The 15,017-nt window shown below is 40.8% G+C and carries 16 protein-coding genes; 5 read left to right on the top strand and 11 right to left on the bottom strand.

Going from position 1 to position 15,017, the window contains the following annotated elements; genetic code table 11:
• Positions 1-37: 37 nt before the first annotated feature.
• Entirely contained in the window at positions 38-1,510 is a 1,473-nt protein-coding gene (gene guaB, locus OLM56_RS15230; RefSeq protein WP_121374642.1) for an IMP dehydrogenase, read from the top strand.
• Positions 1,511-1,565: 55 nt separating this feature from the next.
• Here the strand turns inward: guaB and OLM56_RS15225 are convergent, their stop codons facing one another.
• The 6 genes from OLM56_RS15225 to OLM56_RS15200 form a co-directional block, all read right to left on the bottom strand.
• Positions 1,566-3,440 carry a monovalent cation:proton antiporter-2 (CPA2) family protein gene (locus OLM56_RS15225; protein WP_182492283.1) on the bottom strand — a complete coding sequence of 625 codons (1,875 nt, stop codon included), beginning with the start codon at positions 3,438-3,440 and terminating at the stop codon, positions 1,566-1,568.
• Position 3,441: 1 nt separating this feature from the next.
• Complete coding sequence (locus OLM56_RS15220) at positions 3,442-4,047, bottom strand: NAD(P)H-dependent oxidoreductase (protein WP_264527575.1); 606 nt, start codon at positions 4,045-4,047, stop codon at positions 3,442-3,444.
• A gap of 153 nt (positions 4,048-4,200) precedes the next feature.
• Positions 4,201-5,547 carry an adenylosuccinate lyase gene (gene purB / locus OLM56_RS15215; protein ID WP_264527574.1) on the bottom strand — a complete coding sequence of 449 codons (1,347 nt, stop codon included), beginning with the start codon at positions 5,545-5,547 and terminating at the stop codon, positions 4,201-4,203.
• A gap of 107 nt (positions 5,548-5,654) precedes the next feature.
• Complete coding sequence (locus tag OLM56_RS15210) at positions 5,655-6,347, bottom strand: SIR2 family NAD-dependent protein deacylase (RefSeq protein ID WP_264527573.1); 693 nt, start codon at positions 6,345-6,347, stop codon at positions 5,655-5,657.
• Between the two features lie 66 nt (positions 6,348-6,413).
• On the bottom strand, positions 6,414-7,196 hold the full coding sequence (locus OLM56_RS15205; RefSeq protein ID WP_121374637.1) for an anti-sigma factor domain-containing protein: 783 nt from the start codon (positions 7,194-7,196) through the stop codon (positions 6,414-6,416).
• The gene (locus tag OLM56_RS15200) at positions 7,196-7,726 is read right to left on the bottom strand and encodes an RNA polymerase sigma factor (protein WP_121374636.1); all 531 of its coding nucleotides are present in this window, start codon (positions 7,724-7,726) and stop codon (positions 7,196-7,198) included. The genes OLM56_RS15205 and OLM56_RS15200 overlap by 1 nt, the downstream gene beginning before the upstream one ends.
• A 55-nt stretch (positions 7,727-7,781) precedes the next feature.
• On the opposite strand from OLM56_RS15200, the gene OLM56_RS15195 reads away from it, so the two are divergent.
• Positions 7,782-8,459 carry a TrmH family RNA methyltransferase gene (locus OLM56_RS15195; protein ID WP_182492279.1) on the top strand — a complete coding sequence of 226 codons (678 nt, stop codon included), beginning with the start codon at positions 7,782-7,784 and terminating at the stop codon, positions 8,457-8,459.
• A gap of 3 nt (positions 8,460-8,462) precedes the next feature.
• Here OLM56_RS15195 and OLM56_RS15190 read toward each other — a convergent pair whose 3' ends face one another.
• The 4 genes from OLM56_RS15190 to OLM56_RS15175 form a co-directional block, all read right to left on the bottom strand.
• Entirely contained in the window at positions 8,463-9,221 is a 759-nt protein-coding gene (locus OLM56_RS15190) for a carboxypeptidase-like regulatory domain-containing protein (RefSeq protein WP_121374634.1), read from the bottom strand.
• Positions 9,222-9,307: 86 nt separating this feature from the next.
• Positions 9,308-11,206 (bottom strand): DEAD/DEAH box helicase, encoded by a 1,899-nt coding sequence (locus OLM56_RS15185; protein WP_264527572.1) that lies wholly within the window; start codon positions 11,204-11,206, stop codon positions 9,308-9,310.
• A gap of 100 nt (positions 11,207-11,306) precedes the next feature.
• Positions 11,307-11,879, bottom strand: coding sequence for a non-canonical purine NTP diphosphatase (locus tag OLM56_RS15180; protein WP_264529026.1), 573 nt, complete (start codon positions 11,877-11,879; stop codon positions 11,307-11,309).
• 88 nt (positions 11,880-11,967) lie between these two features.
• Positions 11,968-12,273 (bottom strand): hypothetical protein, encoded by a 306-nt coding sequence (locus OLM56_RS15175; RefSeq protein ID WP_264527571.1) that lies wholly within the window; start codon positions 12,271-12,273, stop codon positions 11,968-11,970.
• A gap of 146 nt (positions 12,274-12,419) precedes the next feature.
• On the opposite strand from OLM56_RS15175, the gene OLM56_RS15170 reads away from it, so the two are divergent.
• From OLM56_RS15170 to OLM56_RS15160, 3 genes are all read left to right on the top strand, one after another.
• Positions 12,420-13,514, top strand: coding sequence for an MBL fold metallo-hydrolase (locus tag OLM56_RS15170; protein ID WP_264527570.1), 1,095 nt, complete (start codon positions 12,420-12,422; stop codon positions 13,512-13,514).
• Between the two features lie 408 nt (positions 13,515-13,922).
• Positions 13,923-14,084 (top strand): hypothetical protein, encoded by a 162-nt coding sequence (locus OLM56_RS15165; RefSeq protein ID WP_170148722.1) that lies wholly within the window; start codon positions 13,923-13,925, stop codon positions 14,082-14,084.
• A gap of 49 nt (positions 14,085-14,133) precedes the next feature.
• On the top strand, positions 14,134-14,409 hold the full coding sequence (locus tag OLM56_RS15160; RefSeq protein ID WP_121374629.1) for a hypothetical protein: 276 nt from the start codon (positions 14,134-14,136) through the stop codon (positions 14,407-14,409).
• A gap of 61 nt (positions 14,410-14,470) precedes the next feature.
• Here the strand turns inward: OLM56_RS15160 and OLM56_RS15155 are convergent, their stop codons facing one another.
• Positions 14,471-15,013, bottom strand: coding sequence for a hypothetical protein (locus tag OLM56_RS15155; RefSeq protein ID WP_264527569.1), 543 nt, complete (start codon positions 15,011-15,013; stop codon positions 14,471-14,473).
• Positions 15,014-15,017 lie beyond the last annotated feature (4 nt).

The following is a 15,017-nucleotide window of genomic DNA, read 5'->3' as shown; positions in this document are numbered from 1 at the left end:
ATTACATTTGCACGCAATTTAACTACAAATTGCAACAATGAAAGCACACTCAACTAAAGTTATAGGAGAAGGCCTTACCTACGACGATGTCCTCCTGATCCCCAATTATTCTGAAGTTTTACCACGCGAAGTAAGCATTCAATCTAAATTTTCCCGCAATATTACATTAAACGTTCCTATTGTTTCTGCAGCAATGGATACAGTTACCGAAAGCGCTATGGCGATTGCTATGGCTCAAGAAGGTGGTATCGGCGTACTGCATAAAAACATGACCATCGAACAGCAGGCAGCCGAAGTACGAAAAGTAAAAAGAGCCGAGTCTGGAATGATTATTGATCCTGTGACTTTGCCTTTGACGGCGACTGTAGGCGATGCAAAACAAGTAATGAGAGAATACAGCATCGGAGGTATTCCTGTCGTAGACGAAAATCAAATTTTAAAAGGAATCGTCACAAACCGTGATTTGCGTTTCGAAAAAAATAATACCCGTTCTATTCTAGAAGTTATGACGACTGAAAAGCTTGTCACTGCTGGGGAAGGAACTACATTGGAAGTCGCTGAAGGCATCCTTCAGAAAAACAAAATTGAAAAACTGCCGGTAGTAAATTCTGACTATAAGCTAGTCGGATTGATTACCTTTAGAGATATTACAAAACTGACGCAAAAACCAATCGCCAACAAAGATAAGTTCGGACGTTTGAGAGTAGCGGCTGCCCTTGGTGTTACAGCTGATGCCGTTCAAAGAGCAGGCGCATTAGTTGCCGCTGGAGTAGATGCTGTTATTATTGATACTGCTCACGGACATACCAAAGGCGTTGTAGATGTTTTGAAAGACGTAAAGAAAAATTTCCCAGATTTAGATGTTATCGTCGGAAATATCGCGACACCAGAAGCGGCTAAATATTTGGTTGAAAATGGTGCCGACGGCGTAAAAGTAGGAATCGGACCTGGCTCTATTTGTACTACCAGAGTTGTGGCTGGCGTTGGCTTCCCGCAATTTTCTGCAGTTTTAGAAGTAGCTGCTGCTATCAAAGGTTCTGGAATTCCTGTTATTGCTGACGGTGGAATCCGTTATACAGGAGATATTCCAAAAGCGATCGCTGCTGGTGCTGACTGTGTAATGTTAGGTTCTCTTTTAGCAGGTACTAAAGAATCCCCAGGGGAAACTATTATTTTTGAAGGAAGAAAATTCAAATCGTATAGAGGTATGGGGTCGGTTGAAGCGATGCAAGAAGGTTCCAAAGACCGTTATTTCCAAGATGTAGAAGACGACATCAAAAAATTAGTTCCAGAAGGAATTGTTGGACGTGTTCCATACAAAGGCGAATTGTTTGAAAGCATGCTCCAATTTATCGGAGGCTTGAGAGCAGGAATGGGCTACTGCGGATCAAAAAATATCGAGACGTTGCAAGAAACCGGACGTTTTGTTAGGATTACCGCGAGCGGTATCGGGGAAAGCCATCCCCACAATGTTACAATTACGAAAGAAGCGCCAAACTATTCAAGATAAGCTTCTTACTCATAAAAGAAAAGCCGAGGTACTTTCAAGTTCTTCGGCTTTTTTGTTATGTTGAAGTATCTTTTTTCAAATTTTCGCTGTCCCAAGCATGATCTCCCGGGCCAATAGGATTGAAAAGGTCGCTTTTAAAAAGCTGTTCCTGCATTTCGATTTCTTCCATAGCCGAAATCATAAACGCTTTTTTGTCATGTCGTTTCTTGGCCAGCCTGAAAATAGCATCCTCGTCATATTTAATGAATCGTTGTCCCTGTCTTGTAGCCGAATAACGGCGATGGCCTAAATAAACCAAAGCATCGACGCCTAAATGCACGGCACTATATAGATTTTCACGGTAGATATTTTCTATTCCCATGTCGATAATTTCAAAAGCATCATTTCTGTTTCTGGCTCTAGCCAAAATTTTGAGGTGCGGAAAATGTTTTTTCAGCATCTCAATTACGATTAGATTCACGGTCGGGTTGTCGATGGCAGCAATGAACAATTTGGCATTTTCGCAACCGGCAGCTTTTAATAGTTCGAGACGAGTCGCATCACCATAATATACCTTAAAGCCCATTTTTCGCAAAGAATCGACACGATCTGAATCCAAATCTAATATGGTAGCTGGAATTTTGTTAGTCTTTAGTAAACGGCCTATGGTACTTCCGAAGTTTCCAAAGCCAGCAATAATGACTTCGTTGTTTTCGTTGATTTCGTCATACGTCTTGGACTCTTTTTCTTTTACTCCAAAATAAGGATCGATTAATCGTTCGTTAATCAACAGTAAGAAAGGAGTCGAAATCATGCTTATCGCGATGATTGCCATGATCTGATTGGCAAGCATATTCGGAATAATATTCAGTTCCATAGAAAAACTCATGATCACAAACCCGAATTCCCCAGCTTGGCTCAAACCAATCGAAAAGATAAAATTTTGGTCGATTTTTTTGTTGTAGAGTTTTCCGATTCCCAAGAAGACGAAGAACTTGATCATGGTCAGTATAAAACCAAAAATCAAGATAAAAGCTGGATTGTCGATAATCAGCCTGAAATTGATCGAAGCGCCGACACCTATAAAAAATAAGCCAAGCAATAAGCCTTTAAACGGAGCGATATCGCCTTCCAGTTCATGCCTGAATTCAGAATTGGCCAAGACAACTCCGGCCATAAATGCACCCAAAGCAGGGCTTAATCCGACCAATTGCATAAGGTAGGACACGCCTAATACTAATAATAAAGCCGACGCAGTAAACAATTCCTGCAGCCTTGTTTTTGCGACTACATGCAGAATAGGAACAATTACATATTTCCCCGCAAAATAGATGGTAGCAATAACACCGATTACGATTAAAGTCTGCAGCCAACCGTCTAGATTTGAAATCAGCGAATGGTGAATATCTTCATCAGGGATTATATTTGAACTCGAAACAAGCAAAGGAATGATAGCCAGGATTGGAATGACGGCAATATCTTGAAAAAGCAATACGGCAAAAGAAGAACGTCCGACGGAAGTCTGCAGCATTCCTTTTTCTTTGAGCGTCTGCAATACTATAGCTGTTGAAGAAAGCGATAAGGCTAGGGAAATAGTCAGGGCTGTCTGCCAGTTCCAATCGAAAATAATCGATGAACAGATGAAAAGCACTAATGAAGTAATCCCGACTTGTAGCGAGCCCATTCCTAATATAAACCGTCGCATTTTCCAGAACTTATAAGGATCGAGTTCCAGTCCGATCAGAAAAAGCATCATCACGACACCAAATTCGGCAAAATGCATCAAGTCTTGGCCTTCCGAGCCAATAAATCCTAATACAAAAGGACCGATGATGATTCCAGAAAACAGGTAGCCTAAAATAGAGCTCAGTCCGATCTTTTTCGCGATAGGAACGCAAACTACCGCAGCGGCCAGATAAATTATTGCCTGAAGAAAAAAACTATTTTCCATGTCAAATATTTTTAGATTGCATCCAATCGTTCATGTAAAAAAACTGCTGTATTTTTTTGGCGTCTATTTCATTAGCTTCAAGATAGTTCAAAAGCCTTGCATAAGAAGCCCCGTGTTCGTAATAGGCCTCATCTTCCATTTTGTGCGTACCGTGGATTACAAAAGGCGGCAGGTATTCCATTCGGCAGACTTTTGCGGTCTGGCTGAAAGGACGCAATAATTCAGGTAATGTAAACAAGTTGTCTCCCTCTGTGGAATAATTTTCCATGTTGGCACCGGTAGTTATGGCCTGGAAGATAATTTTATCCTGTAGCGCCAATCCATTTTTGCCATACGCCCAGCCGTATTCCAAGACCATGTCGATCCATTGTTTTAGCAGGGGCGGACAGCTATACCAATACATAGGATGCTGCCAGATGATAATGTCGTGGTTTTTTAGCAATTCCTGTTCGTACTTGACATTGATGTCGAATTCAGGATAGATTTCGTATAAGTCGTGGAAGGTAATGTTTTTGGAGGGTGGTATATGTTCCGCTAAAATTTTATTCGCAAAAGATTTTTCGAATAAGGGATGGGCAAACACTATTAGTATTTTGTTCTTCGACATCAATTTTAATTTGAATTCGAGGGTGTGTTACAAGGCTAGGGGATTTTGTTAACTAATATCGGAAAAAAATCAAGGCCATCCAAAAATAAAAAATCTCGAGAAGGAAGCTGTTCTATTCCTGCTCGAGATTGTTTTTCTATACAAAGTACTATTTTAGATTCCTAGGTAATTGCTTGGCGTAATTTGCAATAGTTCTGCTTTAATGTTTTCAGAAACCTCAAGCGTCTTGATAAATTCATGAATGGATTCTTTGTTCATGACGGTATTGGTTCTCGTAAGGCCTTTCAAGGCTTCATACGGATTCGGGTAGCCTTCTCTTCTCAAGATGGTTTGAATGGCTTCGGCAACAACAGCCCAATTTCTTTCAAGGTCTTCCTCGAATTTTGGAGCGTTCAAAAGTAGCTTGTTCAACCCTTTTAAAGTAGCCTCAAAACCGATAATCGTATGGCCCATCGGCACGCCGATATTTCTCAAAACGGTACTGTCTGTCAAATCTCTCTGCAATCTTGATAAAGGCAATTTGGCGGCCAGATGCTCAAAAATAGCATTGGCAATTCCTAAATTTCCTTCCGAGTTTTCAAAATCAATAGGATTGACTTTGTGCGGCATGGCAGAAGAACCTACTTCGCCAGCTTTTATTTTTTGCTTGAAATAATCCATCGACACATAAGTCCAGATATCCCTGTCCAAATCGATGATGATGGTATTGATTCTTTTCAGCGCATCAAAAAATGCTGCAAAATGATCGTAATGTTCAATCTGTGTAGTCGGGAAAGAATGGTGCAAGCCTAAGTTTCCTTCTACGAAATCTTTTCCGAATTGTTTCCAGTCAATTTGCTTGTAAGCTACATGATGCGCATTGAAGTTTCCGGTAGCGCCTCCAAATTTGGCAGCAAAAGGAACGTTAAAAAGAAGACGCATTTGTTCTTCCAATCTTTCTACAAAAACAGCAATTTCTTTTCCTAAACGGGTAGGAGAGGCAGGCTGTCCGTGGGTTCTGGCTAGCATTGGCACGTCGGCCCATTCTGTGCTTAAATCTTTAAGCTTTGAAGTCAATTCGATTAATGATTTCAAATACACTTCTTGAAAAGCTTCTTTTGTCGATAATGGAATTGCAGTATTGTTTATGTCTTGAGAAGTCAGTCCAAAGTGGATGAATTCTTTATGTTCTGATAAGCCCAATTTGTCAAACGCAGTCTTGATAAAATATTCTACGGCTTTGACATCGTGGTTGGTTGTTTTTTCGATTTCCTTGATAGCTTTCGCATCGTCGGCACTGAAATTTTTGTAGAGGTTTCTCAAGCTTTCGAAAACCGAAGCATCCACCGTTTTTAGCTGCGGCAGCGGAATTTCGCAAAGCGAGATAAAGTATTCTATTTCAACAAGTACGCGGTATTTTATCAAGGCTTCTTCAGAGAAATACTGTGATAAAGAATACGTTTTGTTTCTATACCGTCCGTCAATTGGAGATATAGCGTTCAGTTCAGTTAAAGTTGTCATTTTGTGTTGTTATTCAGATAAGCGCAAATATACTTTATATGTCTGAAGTATTAAAAGATAAATGCGATTTGTACTGCTTTTTCTTCCTGCTTTATAACCTTTTCGGATTATAAACGGGCCAGCAGCTTTTCTTTTAGCAGTTTCATCCCTTCGGAAGCTGTTGTTGGAATGACTTCTAGTTCGTTTCTGAGGTTTGGAATACGTGCAGGATTTAAATCGACATAAAACAAGGGAGTCCCAGGTTTTGCGAAATCAACCAGTCCGGCTGCCGGATAGACTTGGAGCGATGTTCCTACTACCGCAAAGAAATCGGCTTCGTTGGTGATGCTGACCGCTTCTTCTAGAGCAGGGACGGCTTCTCCAAACCACACGATGTGCGGGCGGAGCTGGTGTCCGTTGTCGTCAAGATCGCCAAAATTTAAGTCGTCTGTCCAATCTAATATGTAATTTTCTCTTTTGGTGCTTCGTACTTTCAGCAGCTCGCCATGAAGGTGAAGCACATTTGAGCTTCCGGCTCTTTCGTGAAGGTCGTCTACATTTTGGGTAATGATATGTACGTGGAAATGTTGCTCCAGTTCGGCCAAAATTAAGTGTGCGGCATTGGGTACGACTTCTTTTAATTGCTGTCTTCTCTTGTTGTAGAAATCCATGACCAAAGCAGGGTTGTTTCTCCAGCCTTCTGGCGATGCGACTTCCATGACGTCGTGGCCTTCCCACAAGCCGTCTGAATCGCGAAAGGTCTTGATGCCGCTTTCGGCACTGATTCCGGCTCCAGTAAGGACTACAAGTTTCTTTTTCATAGAATTAAAATATAAAGCGGAAACGGACATTACTAATGCCATTTCCGCTCTAAAAATAGTGTTTGATTATGCTTTTCCTAAAGTATATAATTGTTCCAATGTAGGCGATGCACTTCCGCCAGCTGGTTCCAGTGTGATTCCGAAGGCTTCGGCTTCATTGGCATTTTCAACTGTAAAGATTCGTTTTGCATTGCCTTTGAAATTCTCTAAAAGTCCGATACTTGTCGGTGTCAGAGGATTCAGTTTTAAAGCCCATACTTGATAGACCATGCCTTCAGGCGGTTCTGGAAGTCCAGCGGCATCGATATGGACAGCTTTGGTGTCTTTGTTCCAATATACTTTTGCATACGATTGCGGCGAAACTTCTTGCCCTTCCAGCTTTACTATTGTATTGCTGTTGTCGCGAATGATAGCCAAGGTAGCTTCGTTGTTTTTATTTTGCAGGGTCAAGTCTACTACCGATTCCTGCAGCTTGCTTTTTTCGGTTTCTACCGTTTCTATTTTCGTTTTCTTGTCTTCCAGTTGTACGTATTGATATCCTACGCCAATCAGCAGTAAAATAGAAGCGGCCCATCCCAAATAAAGATAGATGCTCGATTTCGGCTTCATATCGACAACTCCGTGTTTGAGCATCAATGCTTCGCGTATTTTTTCATAGTTTCCTGACGATAGGAAAGGAGCAACGCTTTCTGAAAAATTGATAATCGCTTTTTCTATAGAAATAATTTCATTGCGTATGTCCTCGTCTTTTTCGGCCATTTTTGTGACTTCGCTGAATTCCGGCTCGTCCAATTGCCCAAAGACGTACAGTTCTAAAATACCTGACTCTATGTATTCTTGTTTGTCCATTATACTTTTAAAAAGTTTCTTAAATCATTGATGCAGTTTCTGTTCTGGGTCTTTACAGTCCCAAGCGGAATCTGCAATTCTTCTGAGGCTTCTTGCTGGGTGTATCCCTTAAAAAACAAAAGGTCTAAAATCTGGATGCATTTAGGTTTTAATTTCTTGACAAATTCCTTGATTCCGATCGTGTCAATCTTATTGCTCAGTTTGTTACTGTCGTCGAGTAGATGTACGAAATTATCAGACGAAAGGTTTTTCTGCCGGTTGTTAAAGCCTTTAGAACGAAGCTTATCGATAGAAGTATTGCGAGCAATATTGAGTATCCACGTATAGAATCTTCCTTTAGATTCGTTGTAGCTGTCAATGTTTTTCCATATTTTCACAAAAGTTTCCTGAAGGATATCTTCGGCCTCTTCATTGTCGCGTACCAGATTGTAAATCACGCTGTAGAGACTTTTAGAATACATATCATACATCAAAGTGAATGCTCTGTCGTCTTTTTTATAAATTTGTGGTAGTAATTCTTCCTGAGTCATAGCCGAATTTTAGGTAAGCCAATTTAAGGAAACTATTTTATAAATCCATTCATCCATGAAAGAAAAAACCTCCGAAGTCGAATATTTGGCCTATTTAGAAGAGTTTATAACAGAAAACAGAAAAGAAAAATTCATAAAAGTCCTTCAGCAGCGGACAAATCATTTTACCATCGCTATAGAAGATGTCTTTCAGTTGCACAATACGAGTGCTGTCATGCGCAGCTGCGAAGTATTCGGCATCCAGAATCTTCATGTGGTCGAAGAAAAATACGGAAAGAAAATCGATAAGGAAATTGCGATGGGGGCGCAGAAATGGGTCGATGTGAGCCGTTACAATTCCAATATGGATTGTCTCAAGGCTTTAAAGGAAAAAGGCTATCAGATTATTGCGACAACGCCGCATGACAATTCCTGCCTGCTTGATGATTTTGATATCTCAAAACCTTCGGCTATCTTTTTCGGCACGGAAAAGAACGGACTTTCGGACGAAGTCATGAACGAAGCAGATGGCTTTTTAAAGATACCAATGGCCGGTTTTACGGAAAGCTTGAATATTTCTGTTTCTGCGGCGATCATCATACAAAGTATCATGAGCCGATTGCGAAAATCGGATGTGGATTGGAAGCTTACGGAAGAGGAAACAATTTCAAGGAGATTGGCCTGGACCAAAAATTCGATCAAAGATATCAAGCGGATTGAACAGCGCTATAAAGAAATCAATAATCTCTTGTAAAGATTATTTCTTGCCTTTTAAGATTTTGTATTCTTCGTAGCATTCGTTAATGGCATCCATGATTTGGAGGTCATTAGCGGTCTTGATAAAAGTTTCGGAATAGTTGCAACGCTCTAAGATTTCAGCAATCTCGTTGGGGCTGACACCTAGAAGGGCTCCTAAGGTTTCTCGGTCAAATTTAGACGAAAGAAGGTTTTTTACAGCATCGTCTTTTTTCATTTCTTTCAGTCTTTTCAGCTCTGTAGGCTTTTTTCCGAAGAAATTATAAAGCATGTCAGCAGGGTTGAAGATAGATCCTACGACCCTTGAGAAAGCGCCAGGGGCGTATCTTCCCATTTCGTAGCCTTGCGACAATCCGGAAATGCTATATCTGAAATTTTCTTTAATCGGAATAATCTTGTAATCGATTTCAAGATATCCGGTCAGGTTGTATTGGTTAATGACAACTTCTTCCAAGGCATAGGCCTTTTCGGTCATTTTTATTTTTGTGCTTTTTGTCTTGAACCAGTCGTTGGTGACTCTTACTTTAATGGATTTGTATCCTAGAGTCGAAATGTGAAGAGTATCGTTTACTTCGGCAACCAATTCAAAGTAGCCGCTTGCGTTTGTCGTCGTTCCTTTCACCTTGTTGAGGTTGATGATGCTGACGTCTGCGAGGGGGAGCAAAGTATTGTCGTTAATTACTGTAGCCGAAATTTTTGTATCCTGTGCAAAAGCAAAAGAGGTTACGAATAAGAAAAAGAAAACTGCAAAATATCTCATAGCCTTGTTAGAAGCGTTAAAAGTAATAAAACTCTTTAAGATATTTTGCAGTCTGTTTATAATTATAAGAAAATTAACTAAAAGATTTAGTCTCTTCTCGGTCTTCTTGCTCTTGGAGCTTCAGATCTTGTTCCTTCAGAACGACGTGGAGCTCTTTCAGAAAATCCGCCCTCTCTTCTTGGTCGGTCAGATGAAAAACCTTCGCTTCTGCGAGCTGGTCTGTCAGATGATCCGCCTCTGTCGCTTCTAAAGCCGCCTTCTCTTTTTGGAGCCGAACTTCTGTCGCTTCTAAAACCGCCTCCGCCGCCAGATCTGCCTCCGCCAAAACCACCGCTTCTTCCGTTGTGGTCTCTTCTAGAGCTGCTTCTGCCGCCACCGTCGTTTTTAGAAATCTCTACATTGATTTTTCTTCCTTCCAATTCGATTCCGTTCAAGATATCCATTACTTTAGCAGAATGTTCTGCATCTGTATTGAAGAAAGAGAAACCTTCTTTTACGTCTACTTTGAAAACGTCATCACGTCCAAGATCTAGCGTTTCTTTCAAGAAATCTTTCAACGACATCCAGTCGAAGTTATCTCTAGAACCGATGTTCACGAAATAACGTACTGCACCGCTGTTGTCTCTTGGAGCACCGTCGCTTTCGCGTCTTTCGCCAGCAGACTGAGCAGAAATATCTCTGTTTTTCTTGTAATAGTTAATGAAACGGTTGAATTCTACAGAAACCATTTTCTTGATCAATTCTTCTTTTGAAAGATCTTCAAGAACATTGTTGATTGCTGGAAGGTAGTTGTCGATTTCGTGGTCAACTTCTGTATCCTTGATTTTGTTCGCTAAGTGCAACAATTGGATTTCGCAGATCTCGATTCCAGAAGGAATTGATTTCTCTTCAAATTTCTGCTTGATGATTCTTTCGATCGCAGAGATTTTTCGCAATTCACTTTTAGTAACGATTACGATAGAAGTTCCTAGTTTTCCAGCACGTCCGGTTCTACCAGAACGGTGGTTGTAAGTTTCTACCTCGTCAGGAAGCTGATAGTTTACAACGTGTGTAATGTTATCAACGTCAATTCCACGTGCTGCAACGTCTGTCGCTACAAGCATCTGGATTTGTCTTCCTCTAAACGATTTCATTACGCCATCTCTTTGTGCTTGAGATAAATCTCCGTGCAAAGCTGCTGCGCTGTATCCGTCTTCGATTAACTTTTCAGCAACTGCCTGCGTGTCCCTTTTGGTACGACAGAACACTACAGAAAAGATATCCGGATTTGCATCTGCCAATCTTTTCAAGGCTTCGTAACGGTCACGAGCGTTTACTAAATAAAATTCATGTGAAACTGTAGCCGAACCTGAATTTTTAGTTCCTACAGTGATTTCCAATGGCTCGCTCATGAATTGTTTTGCAATTCGGGCAACTTCTTGCGGCATTGTAGCCGAGAATAACCATGTGCTTTTTTCGTCTGGCGATGTAGAAAGGATGTTCACGATATCCTCATAGAATCCCATGTTCAACATTTCATCTGCCTCGTCAAGTATGCAATAGTTGATTTGTGAAATGTTCACCAAACCTCTATTGATCATGTCTTGCATTCTTCCCGGAGTAGCCACGATAATTTGTGCTCCTCTCTTGATTTCCCTAGCCTGCTCTGTAATGCTGGCACCGCCGTAAATCGCAACTACATTAATACCTTTTTCGTATTTTGAGTAGTTTTTAATTTCATTTGTAATCTGCAAACAAAGTTCGCGTGTCGGTGATAAAATCAACGCCTGAGTATTTCTGTTGTCGGCATCAATCTTTTGGATAAGCGGAAAACCAAACGCTGCTGTTTTCCCTGTCCCTGTTTGAGCCAACGCAACCATGTCTGTGTCTTGTGCCAATAATAGGGGAATCGCTTTTTCCTGTACCTCGGTCGGATTTTCAAATCCTAGATCTAAAATCGCCCTCAGTAGCGACTCACTCAATCCTAATTGTTCAAATTTATTCATATATGTATTTAAAATAGGCTGCAAAGGTACGTTTAAAAAACCATTAAAACTAATCCGAATTGGAAGTTTATTTTTTTATGAATAATTGAAAATCAGAAAGTTAGTTTTTTAGGTAAGTGATGAGTTGCTTCACTGCTTTAGCTCGATGACTTATAGCACCCTTTTCGTCGAGCGAAAGTTGTGCAAACGTGTAAGAAAATCCATCAGGTTGGAAGATAGGATCGTAGCCGAAACCGTTCGTTCCTTTCTTTTCAAAAAGGATAGTTCCGAATACTTTTCCAGTAAATAATTTTTGCTGTCCGTTAAGGTTCAGCGCTATAACAGTTTTGAAGTTGGCAGACCTGTCTGTCGTATTTTCCAATTCACGCAACAGTTTGTCCATGTTGTCGTGGTCATTTTTATGTTCTCCGGCAAAGCGGGCAGAATAGACACCAGGAGCACCTTCTAAGGCATTGACTTCGAGACCGGAGTCGTCGGCAAAACAATCGTAACCATAGTTTTTGGTCACGTAATCTGCTTTTAATATGGCATTGCCTTCAATCGTATCGGCAGTTTCGGGTATATCTTCATGACAGCCAATGTCTTCCAGACTTAGGATTTGTATATCATCCGGAAGCAGGCTTTGTATTTCTTTAATCTTGTTTTTATTGTTGGAAGCGAAAACGAGCTGTATCATTTTATTTTAGATTTGTGATTTTAGATTTATGATGTAAATAGTGTCTGCAAATATAACCCAAATCAAAAATCAAAAATCCCAAATCCTATAACTCGTTGACTTCTTTCTTATAAAAGTTGACATAGAAGAAATCATCTGGATCTAGTCCTTGCTCGAGGATGGCGGCATTGATGAGTCCTATTTTTTCCTCGTCGATTTCTTCCGGGCTTGAAAAGTTGAGGAAAGTGATAAATTCCTCGCTATTATGGAATTTGAAACTCAGCGGCGTATTTAGGGAATACTGCGTAATCTTAAAATCAAGCTTGCTGCCAAGTTCCTTGACGTGCTGTTCTGATTCTATGAAACCGTTCATAATCAGCGATTCGATGATGGTCTTGAAATTGTCGTTCATGGTAGCGGATGTATAAAATTGCCTTACTAATATACGATTTAAAAATGAAATTGCCACCCCAATAGCTTTCTTAAGTTATATTTAGCAGTGCTTTTATTTTTTGGATTTAATTTATCAATAGCTTTGGCAAAGCTAAAATTACAACAATGACTTTTACGGTTATACTCTGCATTCTGCTGGCATTCTATGTCTTTTTATTCTTCAACCATCCTAAGTTTGGGAGAAGGCCGTCTAACGGAAGACTCGAACGAATCAAAAAAATGCCTAATTACGGACAAGGACAATTCCAAAATATTTCAAACACGCCCGATCTGACAGACGGCGCGAACTATTATACAGTACTCAAAGATTTTTTCTTCGGGAAGAGCAAGCGAAATATTCCCGCAGGGCGCATTCCTTCTCAAAAGACAGATCTTAAAAATCTAGATCCCGGCAAAGATGTGTTGGTGTGGTTCGGACATTCGTCTTATTTCATGCAATTGTCTGGAAAGACTTTCCTTGTCGACCCAGTTTTCAGCAACCATGCCTCGCCGCTGTCTTTTACTGTAAATGCGTTCAAAGGTGCCAATGTGTATTCGGCCAACGACATGCCGGATATTGATTTCCTGCTGATTTCCCACGACCATTGGGACCATTTGGATTATGATACGATGCTCAAGCTGAAGCCAAAAGTGAAAAGAATCATCACGGGCATAGGAACCGGCGAGCATTTCGAACGCTGGAATTTTGATAAGAATATTGTAGATGAGCTTAACTGGCACGAATCGTTGGACCTTGGCTCGGGATTCAAGATCAATACGGTTCCCGCGCGCCATTTCTCCGGAAGGGGTTTCAAAAGAAACCAAGCGGTATGGCTGGCATTTGTGGTAGACACGCCGCAGCGCAGAATTTATGTAGGCGGCGATTCTGGCTATGATACTTTTTTCAAGCAAATAGGGGATGCTTTTGGTCCGTTTGATTTGGCCATACTAGAATGCGGACAATACAACAAGAGCTGGAAGTTTATCCACATGATGCCTGAACAGACTGTACAAGCAGCGCAAGATCTTAACGCCAAGGTATTGCTTCCGGTGCATTGGGGCAAGTTCCCGCTGGCACTGCATGCTTGGGACGAGCCTATCAAGAGAGCCGTAGCCGCAGCCGAAACAGCCGGACAGCCTATCGTACACCCGATGATTGGTGAGACGCTGGATCTTGATCTTTTAGATAGCAGGAAAAAATGGTGGGAAGGGATTGATTAATTACGAATTAGGAATTATGAATTAGGATTTGAACAAGATTCGTAATTCCTAAAAAATGCAAAAGCCGACCTGGAGCGATCGACTTTAGCGGTGAGAGCGTAACCCTGTTTCCAGGTCTCTCGCTGCAAAAGTAGTCTTATTTAGTAGAACTGCAAGTTTTATTTTAGTTTTTTTAGTCGAAAGTTGCAAATCGAAAGTTTAAAGTTGAAAGACCGAAATCCCAAATCATAAATCAAAAATCCGAAATTCCACAACGTTTCCTAAAAAATCTCATTACACGTTTCTTCCTTTTGGTTACAAAATACACTGTTTTTGTATTAAAATTATATTAAATCCGCATTCTCATTGGGTCTTTTGTCGTATCTTCATGACGAATTAATAATTACAAACTCAAAAATCGCAACCAAAATGAAAACAAAAAGCCTTTTGCTAATCGGAATCGTGAGTCTCTCTCTGGTGACTATAATAAAGACGGTAATGAACAGAATGGAAATCTTTAACGAAGAAGAGGAAGAAGATCAAGAATTAGACGGTCAGGATGAGGAATATGGCTTTCCGCTTTTCATCTAGGCATAACAAAAGAACAATTTCGAATCAAATTATATATAAAAACAGCGCTATGAAAAACAAGAATCTAATTATAGGGATTGCGGCCGGAGTCGCTGCCCTAGCAGTAGTAGGAATTATTTGCAACAAAAAAGGATATATCAATTTTGGATCGATGCTTGACAAGGCGGGCGACATTGCCGGAAAAGTAAAAGGCTCTTTAAGCAAAATAAAAGAGGCCGCAGTTTCCGAAGCAGATACGGTTATCCAAGAAGGTAAAAACATTGCCGGTAAGGCTATCGATGCCGCTGCCGGACTAAACGACAAAACGTCAAACGCTGTAAGCTGATTTGATTCATTTGTTAGTTTGAAAACGGCTTGCTAATTATCAGCAAGCCGTTTTTTTATGCTTATTTCTCAGAGAGTGCGTCTGATATCTTTTCGCCCAGCGCTACGAAACGTTCGATAGAGCTTTTAGAATTGAGTTCCTTGTTCACGAAGGCTCTCAGTCTTCCGTCAGACAATGCAAAGCTGTACGCTATGTCTTCGTCTTCAATTCTTTTCCAGACATAAGAATCGCCTTTTGCAGTCAGGTGTTCCTTTTCAAGGTTCTCCATCAAGAGTTTTTTGATTCTTTCGGTCTTGTGGTCGTCAAAGCTCGCCCTGATACTGTAGGTGATGTCTGAATTGTCGATAGATACCGAAGTAGAGCTGCTCGAGCTGTTCTGCTTGATTTTTACTTTCGAGCTGGAAGCCTCTCCTTTTCCAGAAGAAGAACTGCTAGACACATACGTCTTTCCGTTAATCGTTACGCTAGTGTTCGAATTGACCGTCACCTTGGTACCAGGGGTTGCCGGTGTAGGAGGTGTAGGAGGCGTTGGAGGTGTAGTCCTGACCTGTCCGCTAACCAGATGGCTGCAGACAATAAATGCGATGATGATAAATAGTCTCATAATG

It is taken from the genome of Flavobacterium sp. N2550 (assembly GCF_025947265.1).
Classification (GTDB): domain Bacteria; phylum Bacteroidota; class Bacteroidia; order Flavobacteriales; family Flavobacteriaceae; genus Flavobacterium; species Flavobacterium endophyticum.
Note: the sequence above shows the minus strand (reverse complement) of the source record. Positions and strands in the feature narration are given on the sequence as shown.